Raw genomic sequence first — 26,436 nt, 5'->3', positions numbered from 1 at the left:
CCAGGGGCGTGTGTAGCGGGGGTTACCGGTCGGCAGTAAGGTCGTACTCAGCGAAATTCAGCTGTGAATGGGAGGGACGCCGTGTGGTATTGGCTCTTCAAGTATGTGTTGCTGGGGCCGATTCTCTGGCTGCTCGGGCGTCCGACGGTCAAAGGTCACGAGAATATTCCGACTGACGGAGCGGCCATTCTGGCCAGCAATCACCAGGCGGTTCTGGACTCGTTCTACCTTCCGCTTCGCGTCAACCGCCGCATCACCTTCCTTGCCAAGAGCGAGTACTTCACCGGTTCCGGCCTGAAGGGCGCTTTCCAGAAGTGGTTCTTCACCGCGGTCGGACAGGTCCCCATCGACCGAACCGGCGCGGACGCGGCGCAGGATGCGCTCAACGCCGGTCTCAAGGTTCTCGGTTCGGGCAGTCTGCTGGGTATCTACCCCGAAGGAACGCGTTCGCCTGACGGTCGTCTCTACAAGGGCAAGACCGGAATGGCGCGCCTCGCGCTCGAATCGGGCGTCAAGGTGATCCCGGTTGCGATGGTCGGTACCGACAAGATGAATCCGATCGGCTCACGGATGTGGCGCCCCGCGAAGGTCACCGTGATCGTCGGTGAACCCATCGATTTCTCCCGCTTCGAAGGCATGGGCGGAAACCGCTTCGTCGAGCGGGCTGTGACCGACGAAGTGATGTACAAGCTGATGAAACTCTCCGGTCAGGAGTACGTGGACATCTACGCGGCGAGCCTCAAGAACCAGGCGCCCACGAAACCCGAAGCTGCCGTCGATGTTCCGGCGGAAGGCGGCGAGTCGGTTGTTGATCTCGTGGTCTCGGCCGAGTCGAAGGAGTCCGCGAAGACCGACAAGGATTCGCTCCCGGACGCACAGGCCAGCTAGAGATTTCCCACACCTGCCGCACGCTCATTGGCTCCAGAGCCTGCGCGTGCGGCATAGTTTTCGGACGTGCGCTACTTCTACGACTGTGAATTCATCGAAGACGGTCGAACCATCGATCTCGTGTCCATCGGCGTTGTCTGCGAGGACGGCCGAGAGTATTACGCGGTCTCGACGGAGTTCGATCCCGCCCGTGCCGGTAGTTGGGTGCGCAAGAACGTGCTGCCGAAGTTGCCGCAGCCTTCGTCGCCGCTGTGGAAATCACGCGAGAAGATCCGCGACGATCTTCTGAAATTCTTCGTTCCGCGGCCGATGGTCGTTCCGGAGCTCTGGGCGTGGGTAGCCGCATACGACCACGTCGCGCTGTGCCAGTTGTGGGGCGATATGACCGAACTACCGCAGTCGATGCCGCGGTACACCCGCGAACTCCGACAGTTCTGGGAAGACAACGGCAGTCCTGCCCTCCCGTCAGCGCCCGCCGACGCACACGACGCACTTGCCGACGCCAGGCACAACCTCGTGAAGTTCGATGCGATTTCGGCAGCACGTTCACTTCGCTGACTCAGGTTTCGGTGCGCGAGAAGTGTCCCGATTGGGCTGCGATCGAGAGCCTGTGTGACGCGCCGACGGGCGAGCGAATATCCTGTAGAGGTGAACTGGACTGTCGACGTGCCGATCGACCGCTTGCCCGAACTCCCGCCGCTGCCTGCCGGACTGCGTAAGCAGCTCGACGAGGCACTCGCGAAGCCCGCTGCTCAGCAGCCCTCGTGGCCCGCTGACCAGGCGGCCGCCATGCGGACTGTGCTCGAGAGCGTGCCTCCCATCACGGTGGCCAGCGAGGTCGAGGCGCTGCAAGAGCGTCTCGCGCAGGTCGCGCGTGGTGAAGCATTCCTGCTCCAGGGCGGTGACTGCGCCGAGACATTTGCGGACAACACCGAGCCGCACATCAAGGGAAACATCCGCACGTTGCTGCAGATGGCCGTCGTGCTCACCTACGGTTCCTCGATGCCTGTCGTCAAGGTTGCTCGCATCGCCGGCCAGTACGCCAAGCCGCGTTCTGCCGACATCGACTCGCTGGGGCTCAAGTCGTACCGCGGCGACATGATCAATTCGCTCGTCGCCGACGAGGCAGTCCGTGCGCACGATCCTTCGCGTCTGGTGCGCGCATACGCCAACGCCAGCGCCGCGATGAACCTGGTTCGCGCGCTCACCGGCGCCGGTATGGCCGATTTGCACAAGGTGCACGACTGGAACCGCGAGTTCGTCGCAGCTTCGCCCGCGGGCGCACGCTACGAGCAACTCGCCGCCGAGATCGACCGCGGCCTGCAGTTCATGAACGCGTGTGGCGTCACCGATCCGAGCCTGCACCAGGCACAGATCTTTGCCAGCCACGAGGCCCTGGTTCTGGACTACGAGCGCGCGATGCTGCGTCTCGACAACGACAGCGACCACCCCAAGCTCTACGACCTCTCGGCCCACTTCCTCTGGATCGGTGACCGCACCCGTCAGCTCGACGGCGCGCACATCGCCTTCGCCGAGTTGGTCTCCAACCCGATCGGCCTCAAGATCGGTCCGAGCACCACGCCGGAAATGGCGGTGGAATACGTCGAGCGTCTCGACCCCACCAACAAGCCGGGTCGACTGACTCTGATCTCGCGCATGGGCAACGGCAAGGTCCGCGACCTGCTGCCGGCGATCATCGAGAAGGTCCAGGCCACCGGCCACCAGGTCATCTGGCAGTGCGATCCGATGCACGGCAACACCCACGAAGCCTCCACCGGGTACAAGACGCGCCACTTCGATCGCATCGTCGACGAGGTTCAGGGCTTCTTCGAGGTCCACAACGGCCTCGGCACGCATCCGGGTGGTATCCATGTCGAGCTGACCGGTGAGAACGTCACCGAGTGCCTCGGCGGCGCACAGGACATCTCCGACCTCGATCTCGGTGGTCGCTACGAGACGGCCTGCGACCCCCGATTGAACACCCAACAGTCGTTGGAGCTCGCGTTCCTCGTGGCCGAGATGCTGCGAGGCTGAAACCCTGCTTCGCCGAAGCTGATTCGCACTGGCACTGATTTTCGGCAAACGCCCTCACCCGCGCGTGCAGGTGGGGGCGTTCGCTATGTCGTGAATCGTGTGACGAATCGGCGCTGCCAGGGCATTTCGACGGCGCGAGGTGAGTAGCGTGCGCGAACGTACGCGGTGGCGTCCTCACTCGGCACTCCGTCCATAATGGCAAGAGCGGCCAAAGCTGTTCCGGTGCGGCCGAATCCGCCACCGCACGCGATCTCGACTCTTTCGGTTTCCGAACGCACCCACACTTCGTGCAAGGCGCTGCGCAGCACGTCGGGATCGCTCGGCAACCAGAAATCTCGCCAGCGGACCCACACCGAATCCCACTCGGTGGCGGGAGGTTCTTTACCGGTCAGGTAGACACCGAAGGTGGGGAGAGGTCCGGAAGGAAGTGGATTGCGGAGTCCTCGACCCCGAATCGATCTCCCCGACGGCAAGTCGAGTATCCCTATGCTCTCGGGTTCCCACGTGGCCATGAATTCAGACTAGGCCGAAGCGGACTGTCAGGGAATTGCGACGACGCTGATGTCGGTGCCCTTGGCAACGAGGTCGTTCTTGACGCTCTGGCTGATGATGACCGAGCTGTCGTTCTGGGTGAGCTGACGCACGGTGATCTCGAGGCCGAGGCGGCCGAGTTCTTCGCGTGCTGAGGAGACGGAGCGGCCGATCAGCGAGGGAACCTTGACGGAGTCGGAGATGAGGAGAACAACGGAGGTGCCGGCGTTGACGGAGGACCCGACTGCGGGATCTGTGCCGATCACGCTACCGCCCTCGACGGCGTCGTCGAACGTTGTTCTGGTGGTGCTGACGGAGATACCTACCTTGTCGAGGGCGGCGCGCGCAGCGTTCTCGGACATGCCCTTCACGTCGGGAATGTCAACGGGCGGTGACCCTTTGGACGTGATGACCTTGACCGAGGAGCCCACGGCAACCTCGGTTCCCGGCGCCGGGTCGAGCGCCGCCACGCCGCCGATCGGGATCTTGGAGCTGAATGTGTCCCCGCCGTCGACCGCGACGAGAGTACGGTCGGCGAGTTGTGCGCCCAGGGCCGAGACGTCGCCGCCGGCCGGAATGGGCGGGACAGTCGGACGCCCGAGCGAAGTCAGCAGCGCGACGGTCGAGCCTTTGGTAACCCTGGAGCCGGAGGCCGGGTCTGTCCCGATCACCGTGTCGATGGGTTGGGCGTCGGAGTACTGACCCTGGACGTCGGGGGAGAGCCCGGCGTCCTGCAGAGCGGTGACCGCAGTGTCCTTGGTCAGCCCGTCGATCGAGGGAACAGCTGTATAGCGGCCCGAGCCCATCCACCATCCGCCGAAGCCCAACGCAAGCGCGAGGACCGCGATGACGAGCAGCCAGATCAGGGTGGCTCGTCGAGACTTGCGTCGTGCTTCGACAAAATGAGCGTGCGGATCGTCAGGTCCCAGTTGGTCGTCGCCGAAATCGGAACCGTCGTCGAAATCCGAGTCGCCGTCGACCGTCGCCGGACGGGCAGTTTGTGCGGTGACCGCGCGAGTGTGCTGAACGCCGCCGGGGGGAGGAGAGCCCGTGCCGAGCGCCGTGGTGGCTGCCGCAGCCGGGGCCACGCCGGACGCCAATACCGTCGTGGCACCAGGGTTCGGGCGCGCAGCAGAGTTCGGGTGTACATCCGTCGGGGGCGCAGGCGCCGGTTGTGGCCGAGCCGGGGCAACCTGCGCGCTCTGGTGCTGGGCGCTTCGACGCGGAGCCGGAACGCGGTATGACGGAAGTTCCAGTTGTTCGCTCACACTGCGAAGTGCAGCTGCCATCTCACCAGCGTCGGCGAAACGATGTGCCGGCTCGCGGTGAGTGGCTTCGGCAACCAGGCGATCGAACTGCGCCGGTACACCGGGGATGCGTGAACCGGGGCGCGGGACATCGTCGTGGATGCGTTGGTAGGCGATGGAGAGTGACGTATCACCGGTGAACGGTGTGGTACCGGTGAGAAGTTCGAACATCAACACGCCGGTCGAATAGACGTCGCTTCGAGTGTCGGCAATTCCTGACGTCACCTGTTCCGGCGACAGATAGGCTGCGGTGCCGAGGATCACGCTGTTGGAGGTGGTGGTTGCTGCCGCGGCTGCACGCACCAATCCGAAGTCGGCGATCTTCACTTCGCCGGTGTCCGAGATCAAGATGTTCTCGGGTTTGACGTCACGGTGAACCAGTCCCGCTCGATGCGCCACCGCCAACGCGTCCAGGACAGGTGCCACGACTGCAGCGACGGCGTGAGGCGGCATCGGTCCGCGCTCACGAAGGAGTTCGCGCAAAGTTCCACCGTCGACGAGTTCCATCACGAGGAACACGTGATTGCGATCGCTGCCCTGGTCGTAGACGGCCACAAGGGACGGATGCTTGAGTCTGGCCACGGCCCGGGCCTCGAACTCGAAACGAGTCAGGAACGCTGGATCGCCGGCAAATTGCGGGTCCATCACCTTGATAGCGACAGGTCGATCCAACCGTGTATCGAGGCCTCGATACACGGTCGACATACCGCCGCGCGCGATCGGTGCGTCCACTCGATAGCGGCGCTCGAGCATTTCGCCGATCAACCCTCGACCTCCGTAATGACTATTCCTCCGTGCTTGCGATCTGTGTGGTTGTGCTCTGTGTGGTTGTGCTCTGGGCGGTAGCTGTCAGCATGTAAGTAGTGGCCCCCGCCGTACGGGCGCCGATTCGCGGTCACCACGAAATCCCGGTTCACGAAATCCCGGTTCGCGAAATCTCGGTTACGGATACGCCGCATCCCGTCCATCGTAGCCAGCGATACCGACGCGGAAGTCTCGAGAACGTCACAGAGCGCTGTGACCCAAGCGGAGCGGCGGTTTCGAGCACTGCACCGGGCGGTACACAGCGGGCTCGCCGGACCGGATAAACTTCTCGCGGTGAGCGCGATTCCTTATTGTGATGATGTCCTGGATTCTTCGGTTTCCCTGTTCCAGCTGGTGGATGTGGCGAAGAACGTCGGGTTGCCGGTGAGCAAGGTTCACCAGTTGCTTCGCGATCACAAGATCATCGCAGTCAAGCGGCATGGCGTTCTCGGTGTCCCCGAAGTGTTCTTCGGCGAGGACGGCCAGATCGTCAAGTGGTTGCCCGGTCTGCTGGCGGTGCTGCACGACGGCGGCTACACCGATGTCGAAATCCTCCGCTGGTTGTTCCTGGCTGACGATTCCCTGCCGGGGCGCCCGGTGGACGCACTGCATGGTGATCTCGCGCGTGAGGTCATCCGCCGCGCACAGGCCATGGCTTTCTGAGATGCCGGCCTTCTGACAACTCACCTCATGCGGTTTTTCGCCGCGTAGGTTGCCGACCGGACCAGACCCGGCGCAGCGACTCGAAGTCGCGTGCGTCCGGGAACGGACACTCGTCGATGCAGTATCCGGAAGTCGGCGCGCTCGACCTGGTCGAGAATTGCTCCGTACAACACGAAAGCCGTGTGGATCGACGGCTGGACCCGCCGATCGAGCATCGGGATGCCGGATTCGGCAGACCGATACCGCCCCCGCGTCACGGCAATGAAGTGTGCCAGCGCGCGCTTGACCCGAACGTCCACCGTTCCGGTTCTGCGCCCGTGCTCGAGCATCTCGATGTCGACCCCGAATGCGGCGAACTCGCCCGCCGGGAGATACAGACGTCCCCGGTCGAGGTCTTCACCGACGTCGCGGATGAAGTTGGTCAGCTGAAACGCCTCACCGAGATTCGACGCGGGCACTACAGCTTCCTGCTGCGGAACGCTCACTCCGAGAATCGGGAGCATCTGCAAACCGATGACGACGGCGGAGCCGTACATGTACTCGCTGAGTTCGTCCATCGTGTTGTAGACGGGTCGAAACTTCGCCGTGTCGGGGGCGTCCATCCGCATGGACTCGAAGAAGGCGTCGAAGTATGCACGCGGAATGTCGAACGTCTTCACAGCATCGGCGAAGGCAGGGAGTACGCGTGTCAGGTCGAGGGGAACCGTCGACGGGAAGCCACCTGTCGCAGTGGGGTTGTCGAGTGCGGTGACGGCTGCACGTTCGACGTCGGCAAGCACCGTGCCTCGTTCATGCGGACCCGAGGGTTCGTCCACGACGTCGTCGACGACGCGAGCAAATGCGTAGAGAGCGTGAACTGCGCGGCGTCGAGGCTCGGGCAGCAACCGAGTGGCCAGAAAGTACGTTCGGCCGTGTTCCCTCGTCACGTCCTCGCAGAATTCATAGGACGCAGACAATGCGTTCATGACACGCGGATCACGCAGATTCTGACGTCGAGGGCGCCGAGGCGGCTGACGTCATTTCGATCGGTTTCTCGTGTTTGCGTCCACGAAGTCTGAGTGGATCTTCCGTCTGCAAGGACATAGCCGCGATCACGGCAGCGACGATGGCCAGAGCCACATGCGGGAAGGTGTAGAGGCCGATCGATCCGTCGGGCTGGAACACCAGCATCAGCCAGGTGGACAGCCCGGTCAGTAAGGCGAGAGTCGTCGGCGACATTGCGAAACCGGCCGCTACTGCCAGCGGCCAGGAGTAGTACCAGGGGAGTGCTGCGGGGGACAGAACGACGATGGCGACCATCACGATCACGATGCCCATGACGGCGTCGCGCTCGGTCTTGCGGTAGCGCCACCACACGACGGCGATGATCGCGATCAACACAACCGCCGAGATGGTCCGGGAGACTTCGAGGATGTCGTTGAAATGGTCACCGGCGAACCAGGAGGTGGCCATGGTTCCGATGTGCGCCACGATCGTGGGCAGCGAGAGCCAGTTGATGATCTTTGCCGAACCCGAGAGTGCGGTCGTCCAGCCGAGGCCGACTCCGGCGATCAGTGAGGTGGATCCGAGTACCGCCACGAATACCGCAAAACCAGCACCGGCCGTTTTGACGAACGATCGGATCGGTGACGCCGGTTCTCGCCCGGCCGCGGCCGCGTCCTCCCGTTCGTGGATCATCCAGATCCAGACGATGAAGGGAAGTGCGACGCCCGCGGTTGCCTTGATCGCGACGGCGAGTGCGATCAGCCCGATTCCGAACAGGTGCTTGCGTTCGAGAGCGAGCGCAATGCCCGCGGCCATGAGGCCGACCATGAGCATCTCGTTGTGAACGCCGCCGATCAGGTGGATCAGGACGAGGGGATTGAGTACTGCGAGCCACAGGGCGATCGAGGTGTTTCCGCCGAGCTTCGTCGCGAGATGGGGAACGGCCCACATCATCAGGGCGAGTCCGGGCAGCATCGTGATCCGCAACAGCATCGTGCCGGCGATGACGTTCTCGCCGGTCAGCCGAACGATGGCGTCGGCAAGGAGAAGGTGAACCGGGCCGTACGGGGTAGTTGTCGTCGTCCACACGTTGGAGACGTTGTCGAGCAGGATTCCCGGATTGACGACGGGGCCGACGGCATACGGGTCGAAGCCGTTGCGTAACAAGGCGCCCTGTGCCAGATAGGAGTAGGCGTCACGGCTGAACATGGGCACCGCGAACAGCAGCGGAAACGTCCAGACCGGGACGACGTAGCGCAGGCCGCGCAACGAGACGTCACCGCGCAGAGTCGAGCGGCCCAGTCGAACCCAGGCAGCGATCATGCACAGGACACCGATCCAGACGATGGCCGCCGACAGAATCGATCCGTGTCCGAAACGGAGCCAGGACAGATGCATCGACTCGAGCAGCGGATCTTGGCGCCGGACGCTACCGGCACCGAATCCGCCGAACGTGATCATGACTGCGCCGAAGAAACCGAGCAGTGCACTGTGACCTTCGGGAGTCCGAAGGAAATTGGCGGCCCTTAGGTGCCACGGTCTTTCAGTGGCTGCGGCAGAGGACGTCATCGGTGCAGGTTCCTCCCCCGAGGAGATCGGTGTCGATCGGCGCATGCAGCGCCCGAGTCGGTGAATCGTGGATGAATGGTCGGTTACGAGGGGCTAGTTTAGTTGCTCGCACGAGTGCCCACCGCGCTGGCTCGCTCGCGTGTACCGGTAATACGTTCGGCGGCGAGCCGGCCGGACAGCAGAACGGTCGGTACTCCCACCCCCGGAACGGTTCCCGATCCGGCGAGAACGACGTTGTCGAAGCCGCGGGCGAGGTTCTTGCGTCGGAACGGCCCCGTCTGGGTGAAGGTGTGTGCCGCCGCGAACGGGCTACCCGCGGCCATGCCCTTCTCGAGCCAGGTCTGCGGGGTGTCGACGTGATCGATATCGAACCCCTCGACCAGTCCCGTATAGCCACGTTCTTGCAGCGTGAGGATGATTTCACGCACGTAGGCCGGGCCGAGAACTGCCCAGTCGAGCGGCGCACTGTCCAGATTCGGGCACGGCGCGAGGACTGACAGCGGTTCACGGATCCGGCCGTCTCGCGAGAAGGCCAGGCTCGGGTCGGTCTGCGCCGGTCGGGTGACGAGCAGTGACGGATCACTCATCAATTGCCCGCGGCCGCGGCGTGCCGTGATCTCGGCGAAGGTGCGCTTCCACGCCTCGCCGAAGTCGATCATGTGGTGTCGCTGCGCGGGCCATCCGTCGGCGACGGCTGAAGAAACAGTGCCGTGAATCACGACCGCGGACGGCGATGTACGCACCGGTCGCGGGCGCAATCGCGTATGCGGGCGCAAGAGGGAGTCCGTGACGGCCATGTCGGGGGTGAGGACTGCGACATCACAGTCGTAGCTCTCACCGTCGCGTGTGTGTACGGCACGCACGCGACGGTCGCTCACCTCGAGTCGTTCGACCGTGCGGCCGAGATGCAGAATTCCGCCGGCCTCGGTGAAAGCGTCGGCCATCGACTCGGCGATCGTGCGCATCCCGCCCTCGGGAAAGTAGACGCCCAGTGAGGTGTCCATGTGAGCGATCGCCCCGTACACCGCGAGGGCTCGAGACGGAGCAACTCCCGCATACAGCGCTTGGAAAGTGAAGATCCGCCGGAGGCGAGGGTCGCGGATCTTGCGATCCACCTGCCCGCCCAGTTTCCCGAATCCTCCCAGTGCGACGAGTCGGCTCAGATCCTTGACTGCTTCACGCGAATTGACCAGTCCGAGGGGAGAATCGAAGTCGGCGTCCATGAAGCGGTCGAATTCCGCGTCGAAGATGCGGTTCAGCCATCGCCGCAACGCACGGTATCGCTGCGCTTCTTCCGGCCCGCAGACACGAGAGACTTCGGCAGCCATGTCTTCGGGGTCGGCGTGAACATCGAGAGAGGTGCCGTCTGCGAATCGCGCGTGGTACGTCGGATCGAGCTTGTGCACAACGAATTTGGGGTTTGTCGAGTCGGGGTCGGCGCCGACGGCCGCAAGAGCGTCTTCGACGAGTTCGGGCATCGTGAGCACCGTTGCGCCGTTGTCGATGCTGTAGTCACTGCCCTGGTAGACACCGACTCGCCCGCCGACCGAGCCGTTGCTCTCGAGGATCGTGACGTCGCGGCCGGCGCCACGCAGATACAACCCCGCAGACAGTCCGGCAAGTCCCGCGCCGACGATCACGACTCGATCGGTCGGCGAGCTGACGGTTCGAGTGCGGTGCACGTCTGCCACGGTCAGTAGCTTCGCTTCGTGGCCGCGATCGCCATATCGGTCAGGCGAGCCTTGGACTCTGCCGTTGCCGTGCTCGAGTCGAGGGCGTTCGCAGCTGCCTCGACGAGGGTGTCGATCTGCGTTTCGACGTCGGTGACGGCGCCAAGATCGGTGATCACCTGACGCAGAGTGTCGACTTCGTTGTCGGTCAACTGGGTGCCGATTCCGTTGCGGAGCAGTTCTGCTGCCGCCGGATCTGCGGCGTCGGCGCGGGCAAGCGCCATCGCGAACAGGACAGTCCGCTTACCGGCGATGAGATCGTCGCCCGACGGTTTGCCCGTGACGGACGGATCTCCGAAGACACCGAGCAGGTCGTCGCGAAGTTGGAAGGCAATCCCGATGTCGGTGCCGAACGTCCGGTAGGCATCGATCAACTCGGCGTCTGCACCGAACAATGCGGCGCCGAGGTGCAGTGGGCGTTCGATCGTGTACGCGGCGGTTTTGTAACGGTTGACCCGCATGGCTGCCTCGACGGTCTCGTCTCCGCGGGCTTCGTTGCTGATGTCGAGGAATTGGCCACCGAGCACCTCGGTGCGCATTGCCGACCAGACCGGGCTCACTCGTGCGGCCGCGTCGGGGCTGATCCCGGATTCTCGGATCATGTCGTCAGCCCAGGCCAAGGCCAGGTCGCCGAGAAGAATGGCGACGGCCTCGCCGAAGTGCGCGGAGTCGCCGCTCCACTCCTCGCCTCGGTGCTGGTCCTCGAATTCGACGTGAACGGTCGGGAAGCCGCGCCTGGTCGTTGATGCGTCGATGATGTCGTCGTGGACGAGCGCGCAGGCCTGCACCAGTTCGAGGGCCGCGCATGCACGAATCACCGCCTCCGCGTCGCTCCCGTTCGGGTCGCCTCCGGCGCCGAGCCATCCCGTCCAGGCGAACGAGGGCCGGACGCGCTTTCCTCCGCGCAGGACGAAGGCTTCGAGGGTGCTGACGGCTTTCTCGTATCCACCGCCGATGTTCGAGACGAGTTCGCGGCGTGAATCGAAGAAGTCGCGGAGCGCTCCTTCGAACATGCCTGGCAATTCGAGTGAGGTCGGATGCGGTGCGGTGTTGGTCGAACTCTGTCCAACGCGCGCGGTTCCTGCGGACAGGGTGGCCTCCAAGATCGGTATGTTCTCGCGCCGGAGGGTTACACGGAAGCGAGCTTGAGGCCCAGCTTAGTGGGGGTTGGAATCAACGGGGGTTCGGGCCGTGAACTGCGTGATCCTGACATTCGGGATACGCGGTCCTGGGCGATGAGCTTGTTTGCAGCTGGAAAACATATGCTTGACCGGTGACATTCGATCCAGTCAGGGGCCGCTCCAGCGAGGGGTGGGCCACCCGAACACCGTCGATCGTCGATCGGATCGCTTCCTCGACAGGTAGCCGTATTCCGTTCTCGGTCGAGTTTTCGCCGCCGCGCGACGCTGACGCCGAAGCGCGCCTGTGGCGTGCGGTGCGTACCTTCGAGCGGCTCGGACCGGCGTTCGTCTCGATGACTTACGGCGCAGGTGGCTCGACGCGCGATCGTACGGTGCGCGTCACCGGCGAACTGGCCGAGGAGACGACCCTGCTGCCGGTTGCTCACCTGACTGCCGTCTCGCACAGCACCGAAGAACTTCGCGCCATGGTCGGTGCGTACGCCGATCGTGGGATCAGCAACATCCTCGTGTTGCGCGGCGATCCGCCCGGCGATCCTCTCGGCGAGTGGAAGAAGCATCCCGAAGGCGTCGAGTACGCCGAGGAACTCGTGCGGATGGTCCGTGACCTGGGCGACTTCCACGTCGGCGTCGCGTCGTTCCCCGAGGGGCATTACCGCGCTCCGGACTTGGCGTACGACACGAAGTACCTGGTGTCGAAGTTGCGTGCCGGCGCCGAGTACTCGATCACGCAGATGTTTTTCGACGTGGAGGACTACCTGCGTCTCCGTGACCGGGTGAGTGCATACGACGCAGAACAGGGCGCCAAGCCGATCATCCCGGAGATCATGCCGGTGACGTCGCTGCGCTCGGTGAGGCGCATGCTCGAGCTCTCGGGCTCGTCGTTGCCTCCCGCCCTCGAACGCCGATTCGACGCCGCGGCCGGAAGCGGTCCGGACGAGAACCGTGCAGCGGTCCGCGAACTCGGCATCGATCTGGCCACCGAGATGGGAGAGCGGTTGATCGCCGAAGGCGCTCCGTGCCTGCACTTCATCACGTTGAACTTCGCGCGCGCCACCAGTGAGGTCCTCGAGCGACTCGGTCTCACCCCCGACACCTCTGTCGGGACAGCACAAGCCGTCTGATCCCGGTTGCCCCGCTCGACACCAATCGAGGGGGCAACCGCCAGGCGCTACTTCGTGGTGTTTTTCGGATTCCTGTTGTCAGCTTGCTTGCTGACAGGTGATTTCGTGACAGGCGTCTTCATGGCCGGTGCTTTCGCGGCGGGCGCGCGCTTGATCGGTGCTCGATTGCGCGCCATCCAGGCCATTGCACCGACGATAATCGCGACACCGAGCGCCAGTCCGGCCATGATTCCTGCCCACCCGGCGAAGCTTCGGGTGCTGGGGTCCGCGTAGTTGACCTCGGCGCGCATTGTCGACACCTCGCCGGCGGGCAAAGTCCACGACACCCGGGAATCGCCGTCTCGTGTTCCGTTGGTCGTGCCGACCCGTGCCGGGAAGGCGATGCTGACCTGGACGTCGGCGCCCTGAGTCGGAACCGTCTTCAGGTCTGCCTTGCCGTCGAGCGTGACGGTGTCCCCGGATCGCTTGAGGGTGATCTGGAACGACCCGGATCCCTCGGCATACATCGAGCCCAATTGGGCGACGTCACCGAAGGACAAGTCGCTGAAGAACGCCTGGCTGCCGACGTATCCGTCCTTCTTGTATTCCTGAACCCGTATCTTGTCCTCCAGCGAGGAAGGCGGGGTCAGCTGCGGACCCTTGTCCGCCTCGTTCGCCGGAATAGCGGCAGCTACCACCTGTCCGGTCACACGATCGTTCGCGGACACTCCCATCGACACCTGCACGCGGATGCACCCGGCAAGCAAGGGAACAAGCATGAGGGCGAGCGCGGCAACCGTCAGGAAGCGTTTCCGACTGGTCGGCTTGGCGGCGGGATCGGTGGACTGTTGCACAGTGGTCATCGTGCCAGCCGTGGCGTAGCCAGTCATCGAGGCGGGGGCGTGTCGGCGGGTGAAGTTCGGCGGGTGACCTTCACGACCTGCTCGAACGACGCAGCCACTGACTCGCTTTACCCCGGCGGCTGTCGGACAGTGCGATTCGAGCGGCACTGCGACCACTGGCTCCGGACACACCACCACCGGGATGCGTCGATGCTCCGGTCAGATACAACCCGTCTGCTCCCGGAACGCGATGGCCGGACAGTTCCGGAAGCGGTCGCCACAACATCATCTGATCGAGTGACATCTCGACGTGCATGACATTTCCGCCGATCATCCCCAATTCCGACTCGATGTCGCGGGGAGTCTGAATGAAGCGGTCGAGGACGGAATCGGCGAATCCGGGTGCAAAAGCCTCCATCTCGCCGACGATCCGGTCGGCCTCGGCCTCGGCGACCGACGCCCAATCGCGATGTCCGCTGAGACGATACGGCTGCCACTGCGACCACAGTGTCACCTGATGCCGCCCGGCCGGGGCGATCGTGGGATCGATTCCGCTGAAACTCATTCCGAGAACCGCAGGGCGAGGAGGCAGTTCCCCTGCCAGTGCTGCGCCGTGTGCAGTGCGCAAGTGGGCGCGATCGGAAACGAGTAATTGCAATCCCGAGGTACTTTCCCGTGTCGTGGCGTCGCCGCGGTAGGAAGGGAGCGCAGATGTCGCCAGTCGCAATACAGCGCCGATGCCGGGGCCGACCCTGATCTTCCGCCGCCAGTGATCGAGCGTGGTTCGGTCGAAGCCTCCGTTGCCCAGGAGATCGAGTGTCGTGAGGATGTGGCAACCCGCGATTACCTTGCGAGCGTGAACTTCTCGACCGCTCTCGGTTGTGACGGTCCAGTGATTCGAGTTCCGGCGGGTCGACGTCACGCCGTCACCGAGCGCGACGGTGGCGCCGTCGACAGCCATCCGGGATGCCAACGCAGCACTCAGTGCGCCGCTCCCTCCGACTGCTCGCCCGGGCGGCAGGACGTGCATGAGGGCCGCGAAGCCGACCATCGGAGCGGTTCCCGGTTCCGACATCGGAGGCCCGGACTGGGCGCCGAACCACGCCAACGCTGCCTTGAGTGCCTCACTGTCGAAATACTCGTCCAGCAGTGCGTCGCCCGGCGCGAGGAACTGCCGCGACAGTTCGCTGTTGCCGCGCGCTGTGGCCAGTCCTCCGAACGCACCGATCAGGTTCGATCCGGTAGGCGGTGTGGAAAATGCCTTCATCACGTGTCGGCTGCGCTCCGACCAGACCGCGACGAACCGCCGGTACGCGTCGGCGTCCTTTGTCCCGCAAGCTCGTTCGATGGACTGGCAGGTTGCATCGAGGTCGCGATGAAACACGATGCCCGGCCCGTCGGTGACAGGGGCGGGCGGAGCGAACGCCCACGGGTCACAGTCGATGTAGCGAAGGCCGTGCGCGCCGAGTCCGAGTTCCTCGATGATGCCACTGTGTCGGATCATGAGGTGCGCAGACGACCCCCGGTCCACCTTGTATCCGGGAAATCGCTCGACTGTCGAGACGGCACCGCCGAGAACCGTGTCCTTCTCGAGAACCTCGACCGACCAACCCTCACGTGCGAGATACGCGGCCGAAACGAGCGCGTTGTGTCCGGAACCGACGACGACGGCGTCGAGAAATGCGCTCACAGCGGCAGTCCACGGCCGAGGACCGCAAATGGCCGGTTGTCGCCGGCAAAACGAAATCTGCGGAGCACGTCGCAAAAGCCGAGGCGGCGGTACAGCCGCCAGGCTCGGTTGTCCTCGTCGAACACCTCAGGTGTCGACAACAGAACGCTGCGTTCGGTTCGATCGACGAGGAGGTGGCGCAAGAGCGATTCGCCCAATCGGTGACCTTGACCGTTCGGATGCACGTGGAGTTCGGTGAGTTCGAAGTAGTCGCTCAGAATCGCGTCGATCTCGCTCTGAGGGCGACCCGAGCGCCGAAGCCCGTGCAGTACCTGTTGATGCCACCACTGGTCCGGGCTCCCGCGATACCCGTAAGCGATCCCCACCAGCGGCAGATTTTCGTGTGACGGTTGCTGGGGAACCGCCAATGCGCCGACGGCTTTCCAGCCAGGCCGGTTCGCGTGCTCCTGCCACATCGGTGCGCGATGGAACTCGGTTCCTCGCGGATAGTCCATCGCAGTGACGTACACGGCCAGTGCCTCGTGGAGTCGACTCGCGAATTCTTCACGATCGAGGTCGACCGTATGTGGTGTCCAGGCGATCTGCGGGTCGACCGGTCTCACCTCTTCTCTTGACGGCGTGTCGGTGGGTGCAGTTATATTGAATAGGTCGAACAGATGTTCGATGTGGGTGATCCGGAGATGCCCGAAGGGAAGCGGGCATCTCCGGCCCACCTGGCCTTGGATCCTTACGGTGCAGGAGGTGCCCCGATGTCCGAGCATGTAAAGCCTGATCGTGTGAAGTGCCAACGAACTCTTCCGGCCGAGTTGTCGAGCCCGTCGGATGTCGCAATCTCGCGATTGCCGATATCGGCGAGGCGGTCCTTCGGTGCGACGGACGCCAGCCACCGCACTGCGCAAGTGGGAAAGTCCGGTGTGGCGTGGGGGCTCCTCCGGAAGGCGGATGCGCTTCTCGAGGAAGCGATTGGGGCGGGCGATCCTGCCGACCGGTTCCGGTGTGCCTATCTGGCAGCACTACGTGGTGCCGGGGCAGTGTTGGCCGCAGCTCCTGCCGGTGCCGGATCGAAGCGCAAGCGAAGCGGAAACGCGTGGGTTCTGATGGACGCCGCAGCGCCCGCGTTCGGAGCGTGGTCGAAGTTCTTCGCGGGGTGGTCCGCTGCGCGTGCGGCCGTGGAAACCGGTGTGTCGATCGTGATCACGGACTCCGATTCCGATGCATTCTTCGCCGAGGTCGGTCGTTTTCTCACGGCGGTCGAAGATTTCATCGGTCAGGACGCGTCCGAGCATTTGCGAGCGTCGTGAACAAATGGTCCGTGTTGGCAGTTGTTTCCGGGGAATTTCCTGGTCCGCACAGGCAAATGGAGCCGAATCGGGGCCCTTCGGCACGAATACGTACGCTTGTGGCGGAACTCGTACCCGGAGTTGGTGGTCCGAGACCTAAACTGCTCGTATTATGAAAACAGGTAATCGTCCAACTTGATTACCCGCCGCCCCACACCGTGGGGTGGTTGCCAAACTTCCAGTGCCGGGGGAGGTACCGTGCCACTCTCCGAGCACGAGCAGCGCATGCTCGACCAGATCGAGAGCGCTCTCTATGCCGAAGACCCCAAGTTCGCCTCCAATGTGAGGGGCGGCCGTATGCGGGCGCCGTCGAGTAGACGGCGGTTCCAAGCAGCGGCTCTATTCGTGCTGGGTCTGGTCCTGCTGATCGCGGGGGTTGCCCTCCCGCTCAAGCCGGGCGGTTTTCCGATCATCAGCCTGTTCGGTTTCTTGTTCATGTTCGGCGCAGGGGTCTTGTTCCTCTGGGGTGGTGGACGCAAGTCCGCAGCAGCAGCCGAACCCGCTTCCGAAGGTGGCAATCATCCCTCCGGTCCGCCGGGTAGGGGTAGTGCCGGTGGATCCGGGCGGGGACGCGGCCGCAAGTCCGGCGGCGGATTCTCGTCGCGGATGGAAGATCGATTCAAACGCAGGTTCGAGCAGGACTAGCTCTCCCGCCCTTCTTCGGGCGTACTTCGAGAGTGGTGCAGTTCGGACATGACGCCCTCTGTAGGGCACGGACGACCACACGTGTGGCGGTCGGCAACCAAGGTTGCCGACCGCCACACGTCGTTGGTGTGGGTGTTGTACATGTGTGCCGGCAATCCATCGAAGTGAATCAGTGACGCGCGAGCGAATCACTCGCCACCCACGGTCGCCCCCAGGCAAGCCCGCGGGCTTCCTCCACTTCGCTCCACTCGGCCCTCCACTTTCCTCCACCCTGGTCGAACTGCAACGCACGACCAGACCTCGTCCCGCTCACGTCTATTCGAAAACCGCGCTTGTACTGCGATTTTGCTTGGGGGAGCGACAAATCGTGGCGTGAAGGGTCGATATGACGGCGGTGTGGGCCGGGACACGGTTGCAAATTTCCCCCACGTATCCCCACCTGCGCTGACCTGCTATTTATCAGCAAATGATGCTGAATAGGGACCATGTGCTCCTTGTTTGTGGGGGAAAGTGGGGTACTGTGGGTTCGGGCGGAGAGCTGAAGCACGATCCGCTCGATAGGGAGGGTTTCAGCGCAAGCTCGCAGGAGGTGTCGAGTGTTCCTCGGTACCTTCACGCCGAAGCTCGACGACAAAGGTCGGCTCACGTTGCCGGCAAAGTTCCGAGACGAACTGGCAGGAGGATTGATGATCACCAAGAGTCAAGATCACAGCCTCGCCATCTACCCCCGGGACGAGTTCGTCAAGCTTGCTCGAAAGGCAGCGGCAGCTCCACGCAATGATCCGGCAGCTCGGGCGTATGTACGTGCCCTGGCCGCCGGTACAGATGAACAGCACGCCGATGCCCAGGGGCGAATCACCCTCTCGGCTGATCATCGGCGTTACGCAAACCTGTCCAAGGAATGCGTAGTGACCGGCTCCGTCGATTACCTCGAGATCTGGGATCTAGCAGCCTGGGAGAGGTATCTCGGAGACAACGAAGAGGACTATTCGCAGGCAACAGGCGAATCTCTCAGCGAGATCGTCTAGGCGAAGAGCCCCCGGCGAATGCCGCGAGGCCTCTGCCCGGAAAGACCCTGACGCACTTCCCCAGCGCCAGGTTCTCCTTCGGGCAGGGACCTCGAAGCATTCGCCTTCTCGAACAGTCATCGCCTTCTCGGAAAGTCAGCACCTTTTCGAAAAGTCATCGGAAATCATGAAAGTAGGAGCCGGAGCAATCATGGTGGATCACGAGGTGAACGAACCCTCGGATGCCGATGGCTTCGCGCACGTCCCCGTACTTCTGCATCGTGCCGACGATCTTCTCGGCCCTGCCATCACCGCCGTCGGTGACGGTGGCGAAGGCGCATACATGATCGATGCGACGTTGGGGCTCGGTGGCCACTCCGAATTCTTCCTCGGCAAGTACCCGGGCCTGCACCTCATCGGTCTCGATCGCGACACCAACGCACTCCGCATCGCTTCCGAGCGTCTGGCGCCATTCGCGGGCCGAACCACGTTCGTGCACACCACGTATGACGGGATCGAAGACGCGCTCGAACAGGCAGGTCTGCCGTCGACGGAGTCGGTTCACGCGATCCTCTTCGATCTGGGTGTGTCGTCGATGCAGTTGGACGAAGCCGACCGAGGTTTTGCGTACTCGATCGACGCCCCTCTCGACATGCGGATGGATCAGACGGTCGGGCTGACCGCGGCAGAGGTCCTGAACACCTACAGTCACGGCGACCTTGCTCGCATTCTGAGCACGTACGGCGAAGAGCGGTTCGCCGGAAAGATTGCGTCCGAGATCCTTCGGCAGCGTGAGCGTGAACCATTCACCACCAGTGCAGCTCTGGTCGAGTTGCTGTACCGAACAATCCCGGCGGCCACGCGGCGTACGGGTGGACACCCGGCCAAGCGCACCTTCCAAGCGCTGCGGATCGAAGTCAATGCCGAGTTGGATTCGCTTCGTGCGGCCGTTCCTGCCGGGCTCGATGCACTGGCAGTCGGTGGGCGAGTGGTGTTCATGTCCTACCAGTCGCTCGAGGATCGAGTTGTGAAGGCGGAGTTGGTTCCCCGCTCGAAGTCCACCAGTCCCGAAGGTCTACCGGTCGAGTTGCCGGGTATGGGGCCGGAGTTCCGCATCCTCACCCGTGGCGCAGAACGTGCGTCTGAGCAGGAAATCGAAGAGAACCCACGATCAGCTCCGGTGCGTTTGCGTGCCGCAGAACGCATTTCCAGGAGGCGGGCATGAGTCGTCAGGGCAAATCCGGTGCAGCGCAACGCGCATACGACAAGCGCACCGCACGGGCGGCAGGCCGGACCGGAACTGCCGCTGCTGTCGGCCCGTCGATCTCTCCTCGGGCGATGCTCAGGGGGCGGGTACCGTTCGTGGCCTCCGTTATCGGACTTCTGTCCATCGGTCTCGCGGTGACTCTGCTGCTGACCACTCGCGCTGCCGAGGATTCGTACCAACTCAGTGATGCACGTGCATACAACCAGTCTTTGGTCGAGCAGAAAGCAGCGCTCGAACGTGACTTCCAGTCGCGTAACTCGGCTCCGGAGTTGGCAAATCAGGCAAGCGCTCTCGGCATGGTCCCCGCCAAGGACCCTGCACGTCTGGTAGTTCATCCGGATGGTTCGGTCGAGGTCGTCGGAACGCCGACTCCCGCGACTGCCGGCGCGATGCCGCCGCTCGATGCGCCCACATCGGTGCCCGCACCGACCGCGACACCGCCGCGCACCACAACGCCGGTTGTTCCTGGAGCCACGCCGAGCGTTCCGAATAACACGCGAAACCTCGCGCAGAGTGAACAATTGGTTCCTGTGATCCCCACGACGACAGCACCCGCCACCACGACGGCGGTGCCTGCTCCGCCTGAGGAACGTCGGTGAGTCAGAACTCCCGTAACAACCCCGGTCGGCGTCCGCGCCGCTCGGCCACTGCCTCATTTCCGTTTCGTCAGCGAGTCGGTCGTATCACCATGTGTGGTGCGCTCGCCGTTGCGGCATTGCAGCTCTTGTGGATTCAGGGAATCGATGCGCCGAGCCTGGCTGCGGAATCTGCGAATCAACGAACCACGACGCAGGTCGATCCGGCCGTACGCGGCTCGATAACCGATCGCAACGGAAACCCCCTCGCGTTCACCATGGAAGCCAAGGCGCTGACTTTTCAGCCGGTGCGAGTACGCAAGGAACTCGAGGAAGCGCGCGCCAAGAGCATCGAGCAGGGCGCCGAGGGTGACAAGCAGGCGCCGGAAGTCAGCGATCGCCTCGCCGAGATCGCCGCCGGAATCCACGCCAAGCTCGGCGATACCGTTCCGGAAAAAGATCTGCTTCAGAAGATGAACAGCAACGAGACTTTCACGTACCTCGCCCGCAGCGTGGATCCGGCGGTTGCTGCCGAGATCTCGGACAAGTTCCGGGAGGTCGGCCTCGAGCGACAGGACATCCGCGAGTACCCCGGTGGCTCTCTGGCGGCGAATCTCGTCGGCGCGACCGGCTGGGACGGGCACGGTTTGCTCGGCCTCGAAGATTCGATGGACTCCACGCTCGCCGGAACCGATGGATCCGAAACGTACGACCGCGGTTCCGACGGCGCTGTGATCCCTGGTAGCTGGCGTGACAAGCAACCGGCCGTCAACGGTTCGGGCGTCGAGCTGACCATCGATTCGGACCTCCAGTTCTACGTTCAGCAGCAGGTCCAGATCGCCAAGGACAAGTCGGGCGCAAAGAACGCTTCGGTTGTGGTCATGGACTCCAAGACGGGACAGGTGTTGGCCATGTCCAACGACAGCACCTTCAACCCCGCGATCGGCATCGACAAGAACGCGCCGACAGCCGAAATGGGCAATCCGTCGGTCAGTACGCCGTTCGAGCCCGGATCGGTGAACAAGATCGTCACCGCAGCAGCGGCCATCGAGGACGGTAAGACAACTCCGGACGAAGTTCTGCAAGTCCCGGGCAGCATCACGATGTCCGGTGCCACAGTCAAGGATGCGTGGGATCACGGTGTGGCCCCGTATACCTCTACCGGTGTGTTCGGAAAGTCCTCGAACGTCGGCACCTTGATGCTCGCTCAGCGAGTGGGCGAGGATCGCTACGCAGACATGCTGAACAGGTTCGGCCTCGGACAACGCACCGACGTCGGACTTCCCGGCGAGAGCGCCGGCAGCGTCCCGAGTCGCGATCAGTGGTCCGGCGGAACCTTCGCGAACTTGCCGATCGGGCAGGGTCTTTCGATGACAACCTTGCAGATGACCGGGATGTACCAGGCCATTGCCAACGACGGTGTGCGAATTCCTCCGCGAATCGTGAAGTCGACTGTCGATTCTTCCGGCACTCGGACCGAGACGCCGCAGCCCGAGGGTGTCGAGGTGGTCAGCGCCCAGACAGCGTCGACGGTTCGGGACATGTTCCGATCGGTCACTCAGGAAGACACCGGCAACCAACGAGGAACCGGTGTTGCCGCGGGCGTCGAGGGATACCAGGTCAGCGGAAAGACCGGCACCGCGCAGCAGGTGGATCCCGCGTGCAAGTGCTACTCCAACTCCAACTACTGGATCACCTTCGCGGGGATCGCGCCCGCGGACAACCCCCGATTCGTGATCGGAATCATGCTCGACGCACCGGTTCGCGGTGTGGACGGCGGCGGCGGTCAATCGGCAGCACCGTTGTTCCACAACATCGCGTCGTGGATGCTGCAGCGTGACAGCGTTCCGATGTCGCCGGACCCCGGTCGCAAGTTGGTGTTGCAGGCGGACTGATTGCGGTGTGTCGGTTTCGACAGGGTCTTCGGGTGAATCCCGGACACGGTAATCTCAAACGTCGCAGTAACCTCATTCATCGCAGTACGCCGAACTTTGCTTGCGCTGCGACCGCCAAAGAACAACGACAATTGCCAGGAGTCGAGTGACAGTGCCGAATCGTTTGCAATCGTCGAACTCGGACGACGCTCCCGGGACGCGTCCGACACAACCGGTTGCTACCGCGATCACGGCGCTCTCCGAACTGTCCGGAGCTCGCCTCGAATGGGTCGGGCAACCGGGATCACAGTCGTCGGAGGTCGTCGTCAAGGGCGTCGACCTGCGTGCGCAGGGAATCGTGGCCGATGACCTCTTCGCCGCTCTGCCCGGTGCCAGGACGCACGGCGCTCAGTTCGCCGTCGACGCTCTGGGGCGCGGTGCGACCGCGATCTTGACGGACGAGGCCGGCCTCGAATTGATCGAGGCCGCCGGCAAGGCGCCCGACCGGTCCGTCCCGGTTCTCGTTCATCCGAACCCGCGGGATGTGCTCGGTGAGATCTCGGCCGAGATCTACGGCCGGCCCTCGGAGAAGATGCAGGTCGTCGGCATTACCGGCACATCCGGCAAGACGACGACGTCGTACTTGCTCGAAGCAGCGATTGCCGGAGCCGGCCGCAAGCCCGGCCTGGTTGGCACCATCGAGACTCGGATCGACGGCCGACGGGTGCCCAGCGCTCTGACCACGCCGGAAGCTCCGCAACTCCATGCGCTGTTCGCCGTGATGGCAGAGCAGGGGATCGATACCGTCGTCATGGAGGTGTCCAGTCACGCGCTCGCTCTCGGACGCGTCGACGGCATCCGCTTCGACATCGGCGCGTTCACCAATCTTTCGCAGGACCACCTGGATTTCCATCGGGACTTCGAGGAGTACTTCCAGGCCAAGGCTCGGCTGTTCGATCCCGAGTCGACGGTGCGAGCCGAGCATGCCGTCGTCTGCGTCGACGACGTATGGGGTCGACGGATGGCTGAGCTGGCCGCGACCGACGAGAGCGATGCGGTGACCACGGTCTCGACCTCGACGGCCGAGGCCGAGTGGAAGGTCGGCGCCGTCCAGGTTGCCGAGGACGGCTCGCAGACCTTCGAGTTGGTCGGACCGGACGGACAATCGTGGCCCGTCTCGCTTCGCCTCCCCGGTCGATACAACGTGGCCAACGCAGCCTTGGCACTGACTGTCAGCTTCGCGGCCGGACTCGATCCGGACGCTGCTGTTCGAGCACTCGGAACGGTGGATGTCCCCGGACGGGTCCAGCGGATCGACCGTGGGCAGAGCTTCCTGGCAGTCGTCGACTACGCCCACAAACCGGCGGCACTCGAAGCCGTGATCGCCACCCTGCGCAATCAGGTTCCCGGCCGAGTGGCTGTGGTCGTCGGTGCGGGCGGGGACCGCGACGCCGGCAAACGCACCCTCATGGGCGAAGCTGGTGCGAGGGGCGCAGACCTGCTGATCGTCACCGACGACAACCCGCGCACCGAGGATCCCGCGAAAATTCGCGCTTCGGTTATGCAAGGCGCCATCGACGTTCCCGAATCCGAACGCGGCGAGATTCGCGAAGTGGGGGACAGGGCGCTCGCGATCGAGCAAGCAGTCCGGTGGGCGCAGCCAGGCGACGTAGTACTGGTGGCAGGCAAAGGCCACGAAGTGGGTCAAGAAATCGACGGGGTCAAACACCCATTCGACGACCGCGAGGTGTTGGGCGAAATGATCGGCCGATTCGCGATCAACACAGCACATGGAGGCAAGCAATGATCCCGATGACGCTCTCTCGGATCGCCGAGATCGTCGGAGGAACCCTGCATGACGTCGACGATCCGTCGACTCAGGTGACAGGAACCGTCGAATTCGATTCGCGCAAGGCTGGTCCAGGTGGACTGTTTCTCGCACTCCCCGGCGCACGCGTCGACGGTCACGACCATGCGGAAGCGGCGGTGGCCGCCGGTGCGGTGGCGGTGCTAGCAGCGCGGCCGGTCGGGGTTCCGGCGATAGTTGTCCCGTCGGTACCGAACGACGGTCCGAGCGCTGTGATGTTGCTCGAACATGACACAGACGGATCCGGGGCTGCCGTCTTGCATGCCCTCGGCCTCCTGGCCAGGGCCGTGGTCGACGAACTGGCAGCAGAGGGGTCGGCTTCGGGGGGCGGGCTGACGCTGGTCGGTGTCACTGGTTCGGCAGGCAAGACCTCGACCAAGGACCTGATTGCGGCGCTGCTTCGCGAGCGCGGTGAGGTGGTCGCCCCACCAGGCTCGTTCAACAACGAACTGGGTTTGCCGTGGACTGTGCTCCGCGCCGACGAGAAGACCCGCTTCCTGGTCCTCGAGATGTCGGCCCGTGGGGTCGGTCACGTCGGCGAACTGACCAAGATCGCGCCGCCGAAGATCGGCGTCGTTCTCAATGTCGGCACCGCCCATCTCGGTGAATTCGGTTCGCGTGAAGCGATCGCGGTCGCCAAAGGTGAACTGGTGGAAGCACTCCCGTCGGCAGCCGACGGTGGAGTTGCGGTCCTCAACGCCGACGACCGCATGGTCGCCGCAATGGCGAGTCGAACCAAGGCCCGGATCGTATTCGTCGGTCAGTCCGAAGACTGCGACGTTCGGGCGACCGACGTTGTTGTCGACGACCAGGCCCGGGCTTCCTTCACGCTGAACTGTTCACAGGGTTCTGCGCGTATTCGCCTGGCCGTTCACGGCGAACATCACGTGAGCAACGCTCTTGCCGCTGCGGCCGTCGCACTCGAGAACGGCCTCGCGGTTGCAGACATCGCGCGTGTCCTCGAGGGCACGAAGGCAGCGTCCGCGAGGCGGATGGAAGTCACCGAGCGCGCCGACGGCGTCACCGTCGTCAACGACAGTTACAACGCAAATCCCGATTCCATGCGCGCTGCGCTCAAAGCGTTGGTGTCCATGGCGCGATCGGATCGGCACTTCGGGCGCCGTAGCTGGGCTGTGCTCGGTGAGATGGGTGAACTCGGGCCGGAATCGGTCGTCGAGCATGACGCGATCGGTCGCCTGGCCGTCAGACTAGATGTCAGCAAGTTGATCGTCGTCGGAACGGGCCGCACCTCGCGTGCGATGCATCAAGGTGCGGTGATGGAGGGGTCGTGGGGTGACGAGTCCGTCGTCGTGCCAGACGCAGCTGCGGCAATCGCCATTCTCGAAGCGGAACTCGAACCGGGCGATCTCGTCCTGGTGAAGGCATCCAAGTCGGTTGAACTGTGGACGGTCGCCGAAGCGATTCTGGCCGCAACGTCCAGCGACAACACCGGTGACGCGAACACCGATGGCGAGAACGGCGGGGATTCGCAGTGATCCAGATTCTTCTCGCCGCAGGCATCGCGCTGGCGGTCTCCATCATGCTCACGCCGATCCTGATCAAGGCGTTCTCGAAACAAGGTTTCGGGCAGGAGATCCGAACCGAAGGTCCAGCCAGTCACCAGGCCAAGCGAGGCACTCCCACGATGGGCGGCGTCGCGATCCTGACCGGAATCTGGGCCGGCTATCTCGGCTCACACCTCATCGGTCTCGGAATGGACAACGCGGAGGGGCCATCGGCGTCCGGCCTACTCGTTCTCGGTCTGACCACCGCGCTCGGTGGAGTCGGTTTCCTCGACGACTTCATCAAGATCCGCAAGCAGCGCAATCTGGGACTGAACAAGACCGCGAAGCTGGTCGGCCAGTTCGTCGCTGCCATTGCCTTCGGAATCTTGGCCCTGCAGTTCCGCGGTGACGACGGGCTGACTCCGGGCAGTGTTCATTTGTCGTACGTCCGCGACATCGCCACCGTCTCACTCGGTTCCGTGGTCTTCATCGCCTTTTGCTACCTACTGGTCAGCGCCTGGTCCAATGCCGTCAACCTGACGGACGGCCTCGATGGACTGGCCGCCGGAGCGATGAGTTTCGTTCTCGGCGCCTACGTCATCATCACGTTCTGGCAGTTCCGCTACTCGTGCGAGACGAATCCCGGTAAGGGTTGCTACGACGTCCGAGACCCGCTCGATCTCGCGGTGCTCTGCGCGGCCGGCGCCGGCGCGTGCATCGGTTTCCTCTGGTGGAATGCCGCACCCGCCAAGATCTTCATGGGCGACACCGGTTCTCTTGCCCTCGGCGGCATGCTCGCCGGATTGTCGATCACCACAAGCACGGAACTGTTGATGGTGGTCATCGGTGCACTGTTCGTCGCGGAGGCCGCGTCGGTGGTGATCCAGGTAGCGGTGTTCCGGTCCAGCCGACGGCGGGTCTTCCGAATGGCGCCGTTCCATCACCACTTCGAACTCGCCGGGTGGGCTGAAACCACGGTCATCATCAGATTCTGGTTGCTGGCGGCTATTGCGTCGGCTATCGGATTGGCACTCTTCTACAGCGAATACCTCGCAGCGCTCGGAGGCTGAAA

Annotated in this window: 23 protein-coding genes; 14 read left to right on the top strand and 9 right to left on the bottom strand. The window is 63.7% G+C overall.

Annotated elements, in window-relative coordinates:
- Window positions 1-81: 81 nt before the first annotated feature.
- The 3 genes from FEZ59_RS00730 (at window position 82) to FEZ59_RS00720 (ending at window position 2,922) form a co-directional block, all read left to right on the top strand.
- Window positions 82-888, top strand: coding sequence for a lysophospholipid acyltransferase family protein (locus FEZ59_RS00730; RefSeq protein WP_020969874.1), 807 nt, complete (start codon window positions 82-84; stop codon window positions 886-888).
- Between the two features lie 66 nt (window positions 889-954).
- Entirely contained in the window at window positions 955-1,446 is a 492-nt protein-coding gene (locus FEZ59_RS00725; protein ID WP_003941683.1) for a polyadenylate-specific 3'-exoribonuclease AS, read from the top strand.
- 90 nt (window positions 1,447-1,536) lie between these two features.
- Complete coding sequence (locus FEZ59_RS00720) at window positions 1,537-2,922, top strand: 3-deoxy-7-phosphoheptulonate synthase class II (RefSeq protein WP_007730070.1); 1,386 nt, start codon at window positions 1,537-1,539, stop codon at window positions 2,920-2,922.
- Window positions 2,923-3,005: 83 nt separating this feature from the next.
- Here FEZ59_RS00720 and FEZ59_RS00715 read toward each other — a convergent pair whose 3' ends face one another.
- Entirely contained in the window at window positions 3,006-3,434 is a 429-nt protein-coding gene (locus FEZ59_RS00715; protein ID WP_021344580.1) for a protein phosphatase, read from the bottom strand.
- Between the two features lie 27 nt (window positions 3,435-3,461).
- On the bottom strand, window positions 3,462-5,525 hold the full coding sequence (pknB, locus tag FEZ59_RS00710) for a Stk1 family PASTA domain-containing Ser/Thr kinase (RefSeq protein WP_021344579.1): 2,064 nt from the start codon (window positions 5,523-5,525) through the stop codon (window positions 3,462-3,464).
- 333 nt (window positions 5,526-5,858) lie between these two features.
- Between pknB and FEZ59_RS00705 the strand changes: the two genes are divergently transcribed.
- Window positions 5,859-6,227: an Rv2175c family DNA-binding protein gene (locus FEZ59_RS00705; RefSeq protein WP_003941747.1), complete on the top strand. Its 369-nt coding sequence runs from the start codon at window positions 5,859-5,861 to the stop codon at window positions 6,225-6,227.
- Between the two features lie 20 nt (window positions 6,228-6,247).
- Here the strand turns inward: FEZ59_RS00705 and FEZ59_RS00700 are convergent, their stop codons facing one another.
- The 4 genes from FEZ59_RS00700 to FEZ59_RS00685 all read right to left on the bottom strand — a co-directional run bounded on the left by FEZ59_RS00700 (window position 6,248) and on the right by FEZ59_RS00685 (window position 11,613).
- Complete coding sequence (locus FEZ59_RS00700; protein ID WP_021344576.1) at window positions 6,248-7,192, bottom strand: phytoene/squalene synthase family protein; 945 nt, start codon at window positions 7,190-7,192, stop codon at window positions 6,248-6,250.
- A 10-nt stretch (window positions 7,193-7,202) separates the two neighbouring features.
- A complete protein-coding gene (locus FEZ59_RS00695) occupies window positions 7,203-8,780 on the bottom strand; it encodes an alpha-(1->6)-mannopyranosyltransferase A (RefSeq protein WP_021344575.1) in 1,578 nt (525 codons plus the stop codon).
- 98 nt (window positions 8,781-8,878) lie between these two features.
- The gene (gene crtI, locus FEZ59_RS00690) at window positions 8,879-10,471 is read right to left on the bottom strand and encodes a phytoene desaturase family protein (RefSeq protein WP_172932073.1); all 1,593 of its coding nucleotides are present in this window, start codon (window positions 10,469-10,471) and stop codon (window positions 8,879-8,881) included.
- Window positions 10,472-10,473: 2 nt separating this feature from the next.
- Window positions 10,474-11,613, bottom strand: coding sequence for a polyprenyl synthetase family protein (locus FEZ59_RS00685; protein WP_021344573.1), 1,140 nt, complete (start codon window positions 11,611-11,613; stop codon window positions 10,474-10,476).
- A gap of 170 nt (window positions 11,614-11,783) precedes the next feature.
- Here FEZ59_RS00685 and FEZ59_RS00680 point away from each other — a divergent pair, with 170 nt between their 5' ends.
- Window positions 11,784-12,773: a methylenetetrahydrofolate reductase gene (locus FEZ59_RS00680; RefSeq protein ID WP_003941803.1), complete on the top strand. Its 990-nt coding sequence runs from the start codon at window positions 11,784-11,786 to the stop codon at window positions 12,771-12,773.
- A 47-nt stretch (window positions 12,774-12,820) separates the two neighbouring features.
- Here FEZ59_RS00680 and FEZ59_RS00675 read toward each other — a convergent pair whose 3' ends face one another.
- The 3 genes from FEZ59_RS00675 to FEZ59_RS00665 all read right to left on the bottom strand — a co-directional run bounded on the left by FEZ59_RS00675 (window position 12,821) and on the right by FEZ59_RS00665 (window position 15,886).
- Window positions 12,821-13,615, bottom strand: coding sequence for a DUF3153 domain-containing protein (locus tag FEZ59_RS00675; RefSeq protein ID WP_202022304.1), 795 nt, complete (start codon window positions 13,613-13,615; stop codon window positions 12,821-12,823).
- A gap of 70 nt (window positions 13,616-13,685) precedes the next feature.
- The gene (locus tag FEZ59_RS00670; protein WP_021344572.1) at window positions 13,686-15,284 is read right to left on the bottom strand and encodes an NAD(P)/FAD-dependent oxidoreductase; all 1,599 of its coding nucleotides are present in this window, start codon (window positions 15,282-15,284) and stop codon (window positions 13,686-13,688) included.
- Window positions 15,281-15,886, bottom strand: a complete 606-nt coding sequence (locus FEZ59_RS00665) for a GNAT family N-acetyltransferase (RefSeq protein ID WP_019748882.1) — start codon at window positions 15,884-15,886, stop codon at window positions 15,281-15,283. Before FEZ59_RS00665 ends, FEZ59_RS00670 begins: the two co-directional genes overlap by 4 nt.
- Before the next feature lie 147 nt (window positions 15,887-16,033).
- On the opposite strand from FEZ59_RS00665, the gene FEZ59_RS00660 reads away from it, so the two are divergent.
- The 9 genes from FEZ59_RS00660 to mraY all read left to right on the top strand — a co-directional run bounded on the left by FEZ59_RS00660 (window position 16,034) and on the right by mraY (window position 26,434).
- The gene (locus FEZ59_RS00660) at window positions 16,034-16,585 is read left to right on the top strand and encodes an SAV_6107 family HEPN domain-containing protein (protein ID WP_242459667.1); all 552 of its coding nucleotides are present in this window, start codon (window positions 16,034-16,036) and stop codon (window positions 16,583-16,585) included.
- Window positions 16,586-16,822: 237 nt separating this feature from the next.
- A complete protein-coding gene (locus tag FEZ59_RS00655; protein ID WP_019748880.1) occupies window positions 16,823-17,269 on the top strand; it encodes a DUF3040 domain-containing protein in 447 nt (148 codons plus the stop codon).
- Window positions 17,270-17,865: 596 nt separating this feature from the next.
- Entirely contained in the window at window positions 17,866-18,297 is a 432-nt protein-coding gene (mraZ, locus tag FEZ59_RS00650) for a division/cell wall cluster transcriptional repressor MraZ (RefSeq protein ID WP_003941779.1), read from the top strand.
- A gap of 190 nt (window positions 18,298-18,487) precedes the next feature.
- The gene (gene rsmH / locus FEZ59_RS00645) at window positions 18,488-19,501 is read left to right on the top strand and encodes a 16S rRNA (cytosine(1402)-N(4))-methyltransferase RsmH (protein ID WP_029255554.1); all 1,014 of its coding nucleotides are present in this window, start codon (window positions 18,488-18,490) and stop codon (window positions 19,499-19,501) included.
- The gene (locus tag FEZ59_RS00640) at window positions 19,498-20,142 is read left to right on the top strand and encodes a hypothetical protein (RefSeq protein ID WP_021344565.1); all 645 of its coding nucleotides are present in this window, start codon (window positions 19,498-19,500) and stop codon (window positions 20,140-20,142) included. Before rsmH ends, FEZ59_RS00640 begins: the two co-directional genes overlap by 4 nt.
- A complete protein-coding gene (locus FEZ59_RS00635; protein ID WP_020908076.1) occupies window positions 20,139-22,013 on the top strand; it encodes a penicillin-binding protein 2 in 1,875 nt (624 codons plus the stop codon). Before FEZ59_RS00640 ends, FEZ59_RS00635 begins: the two co-directional genes overlap by 4 nt.
- Window positions 22,014-22,164: 151 nt before the next feature.
- Window positions 22,165-23,799 carry a UDP-N-acetylmuramoyl-L-alanyl-D-glutamate--2,6-diaminopimelate ligase gene (locus FEZ59_RS00630; RefSeq protein ID WP_172932182.1) on the top strand — a complete coding sequence of 545 codons (1,635 nt, stop codon included), beginning with the start codon at window positions 22,165-22,167 and terminating at the stop codon, window positions 23,797-23,799.
- Window positions 23,796-25,355, top strand: a complete 1,560-nt coding sequence (gene murF, locus FEZ59_RS00625; RefSeq protein ID WP_021344562.1) for a UDP-N-acetylmuramoyl-tripeptide--D-alanyl-D-alanine ligase — start codon at window positions 23,796-23,798, stop codon at window positions 25,353-25,355. Before FEZ59_RS00630 ends, murF begins: the two co-directional genes overlap by 4 nt.
- Window positions 25,352-26,434: a phospho-N-acetylmuramoyl-pentapeptide-transferase gene (gene mraY, locus FEZ59_RS00620; protein WP_003941699.1), complete on the top strand. Its 1,083-nt coding sequence runs from the start codon at window positions 25,352-25,354 to the stop codon at window positions 26,432-26,434. The genes murF and mraY overlap by 4 nt, the downstream gene beginning before the upstream one ends.
- The last annotated feature ends 2 nt before the right edge of the window (window positions 26,435-26,436 follow it).

Origin of the sequence: Rhodococcus sp. MS13 (assembly GCF_013277835.1) — a bacterium.
Lineage (GTDB): Bacteria > Actinomycetota > Actinomycetes > Mycobacteriales > Mycobacteriaceae > Rhodococcus_F > Rhodococcus_F erythropolis.
Note: the sequence above shows the minus strand (reverse complement) of the source record. Positions and strands in the feature narration are given on the sequence as shown.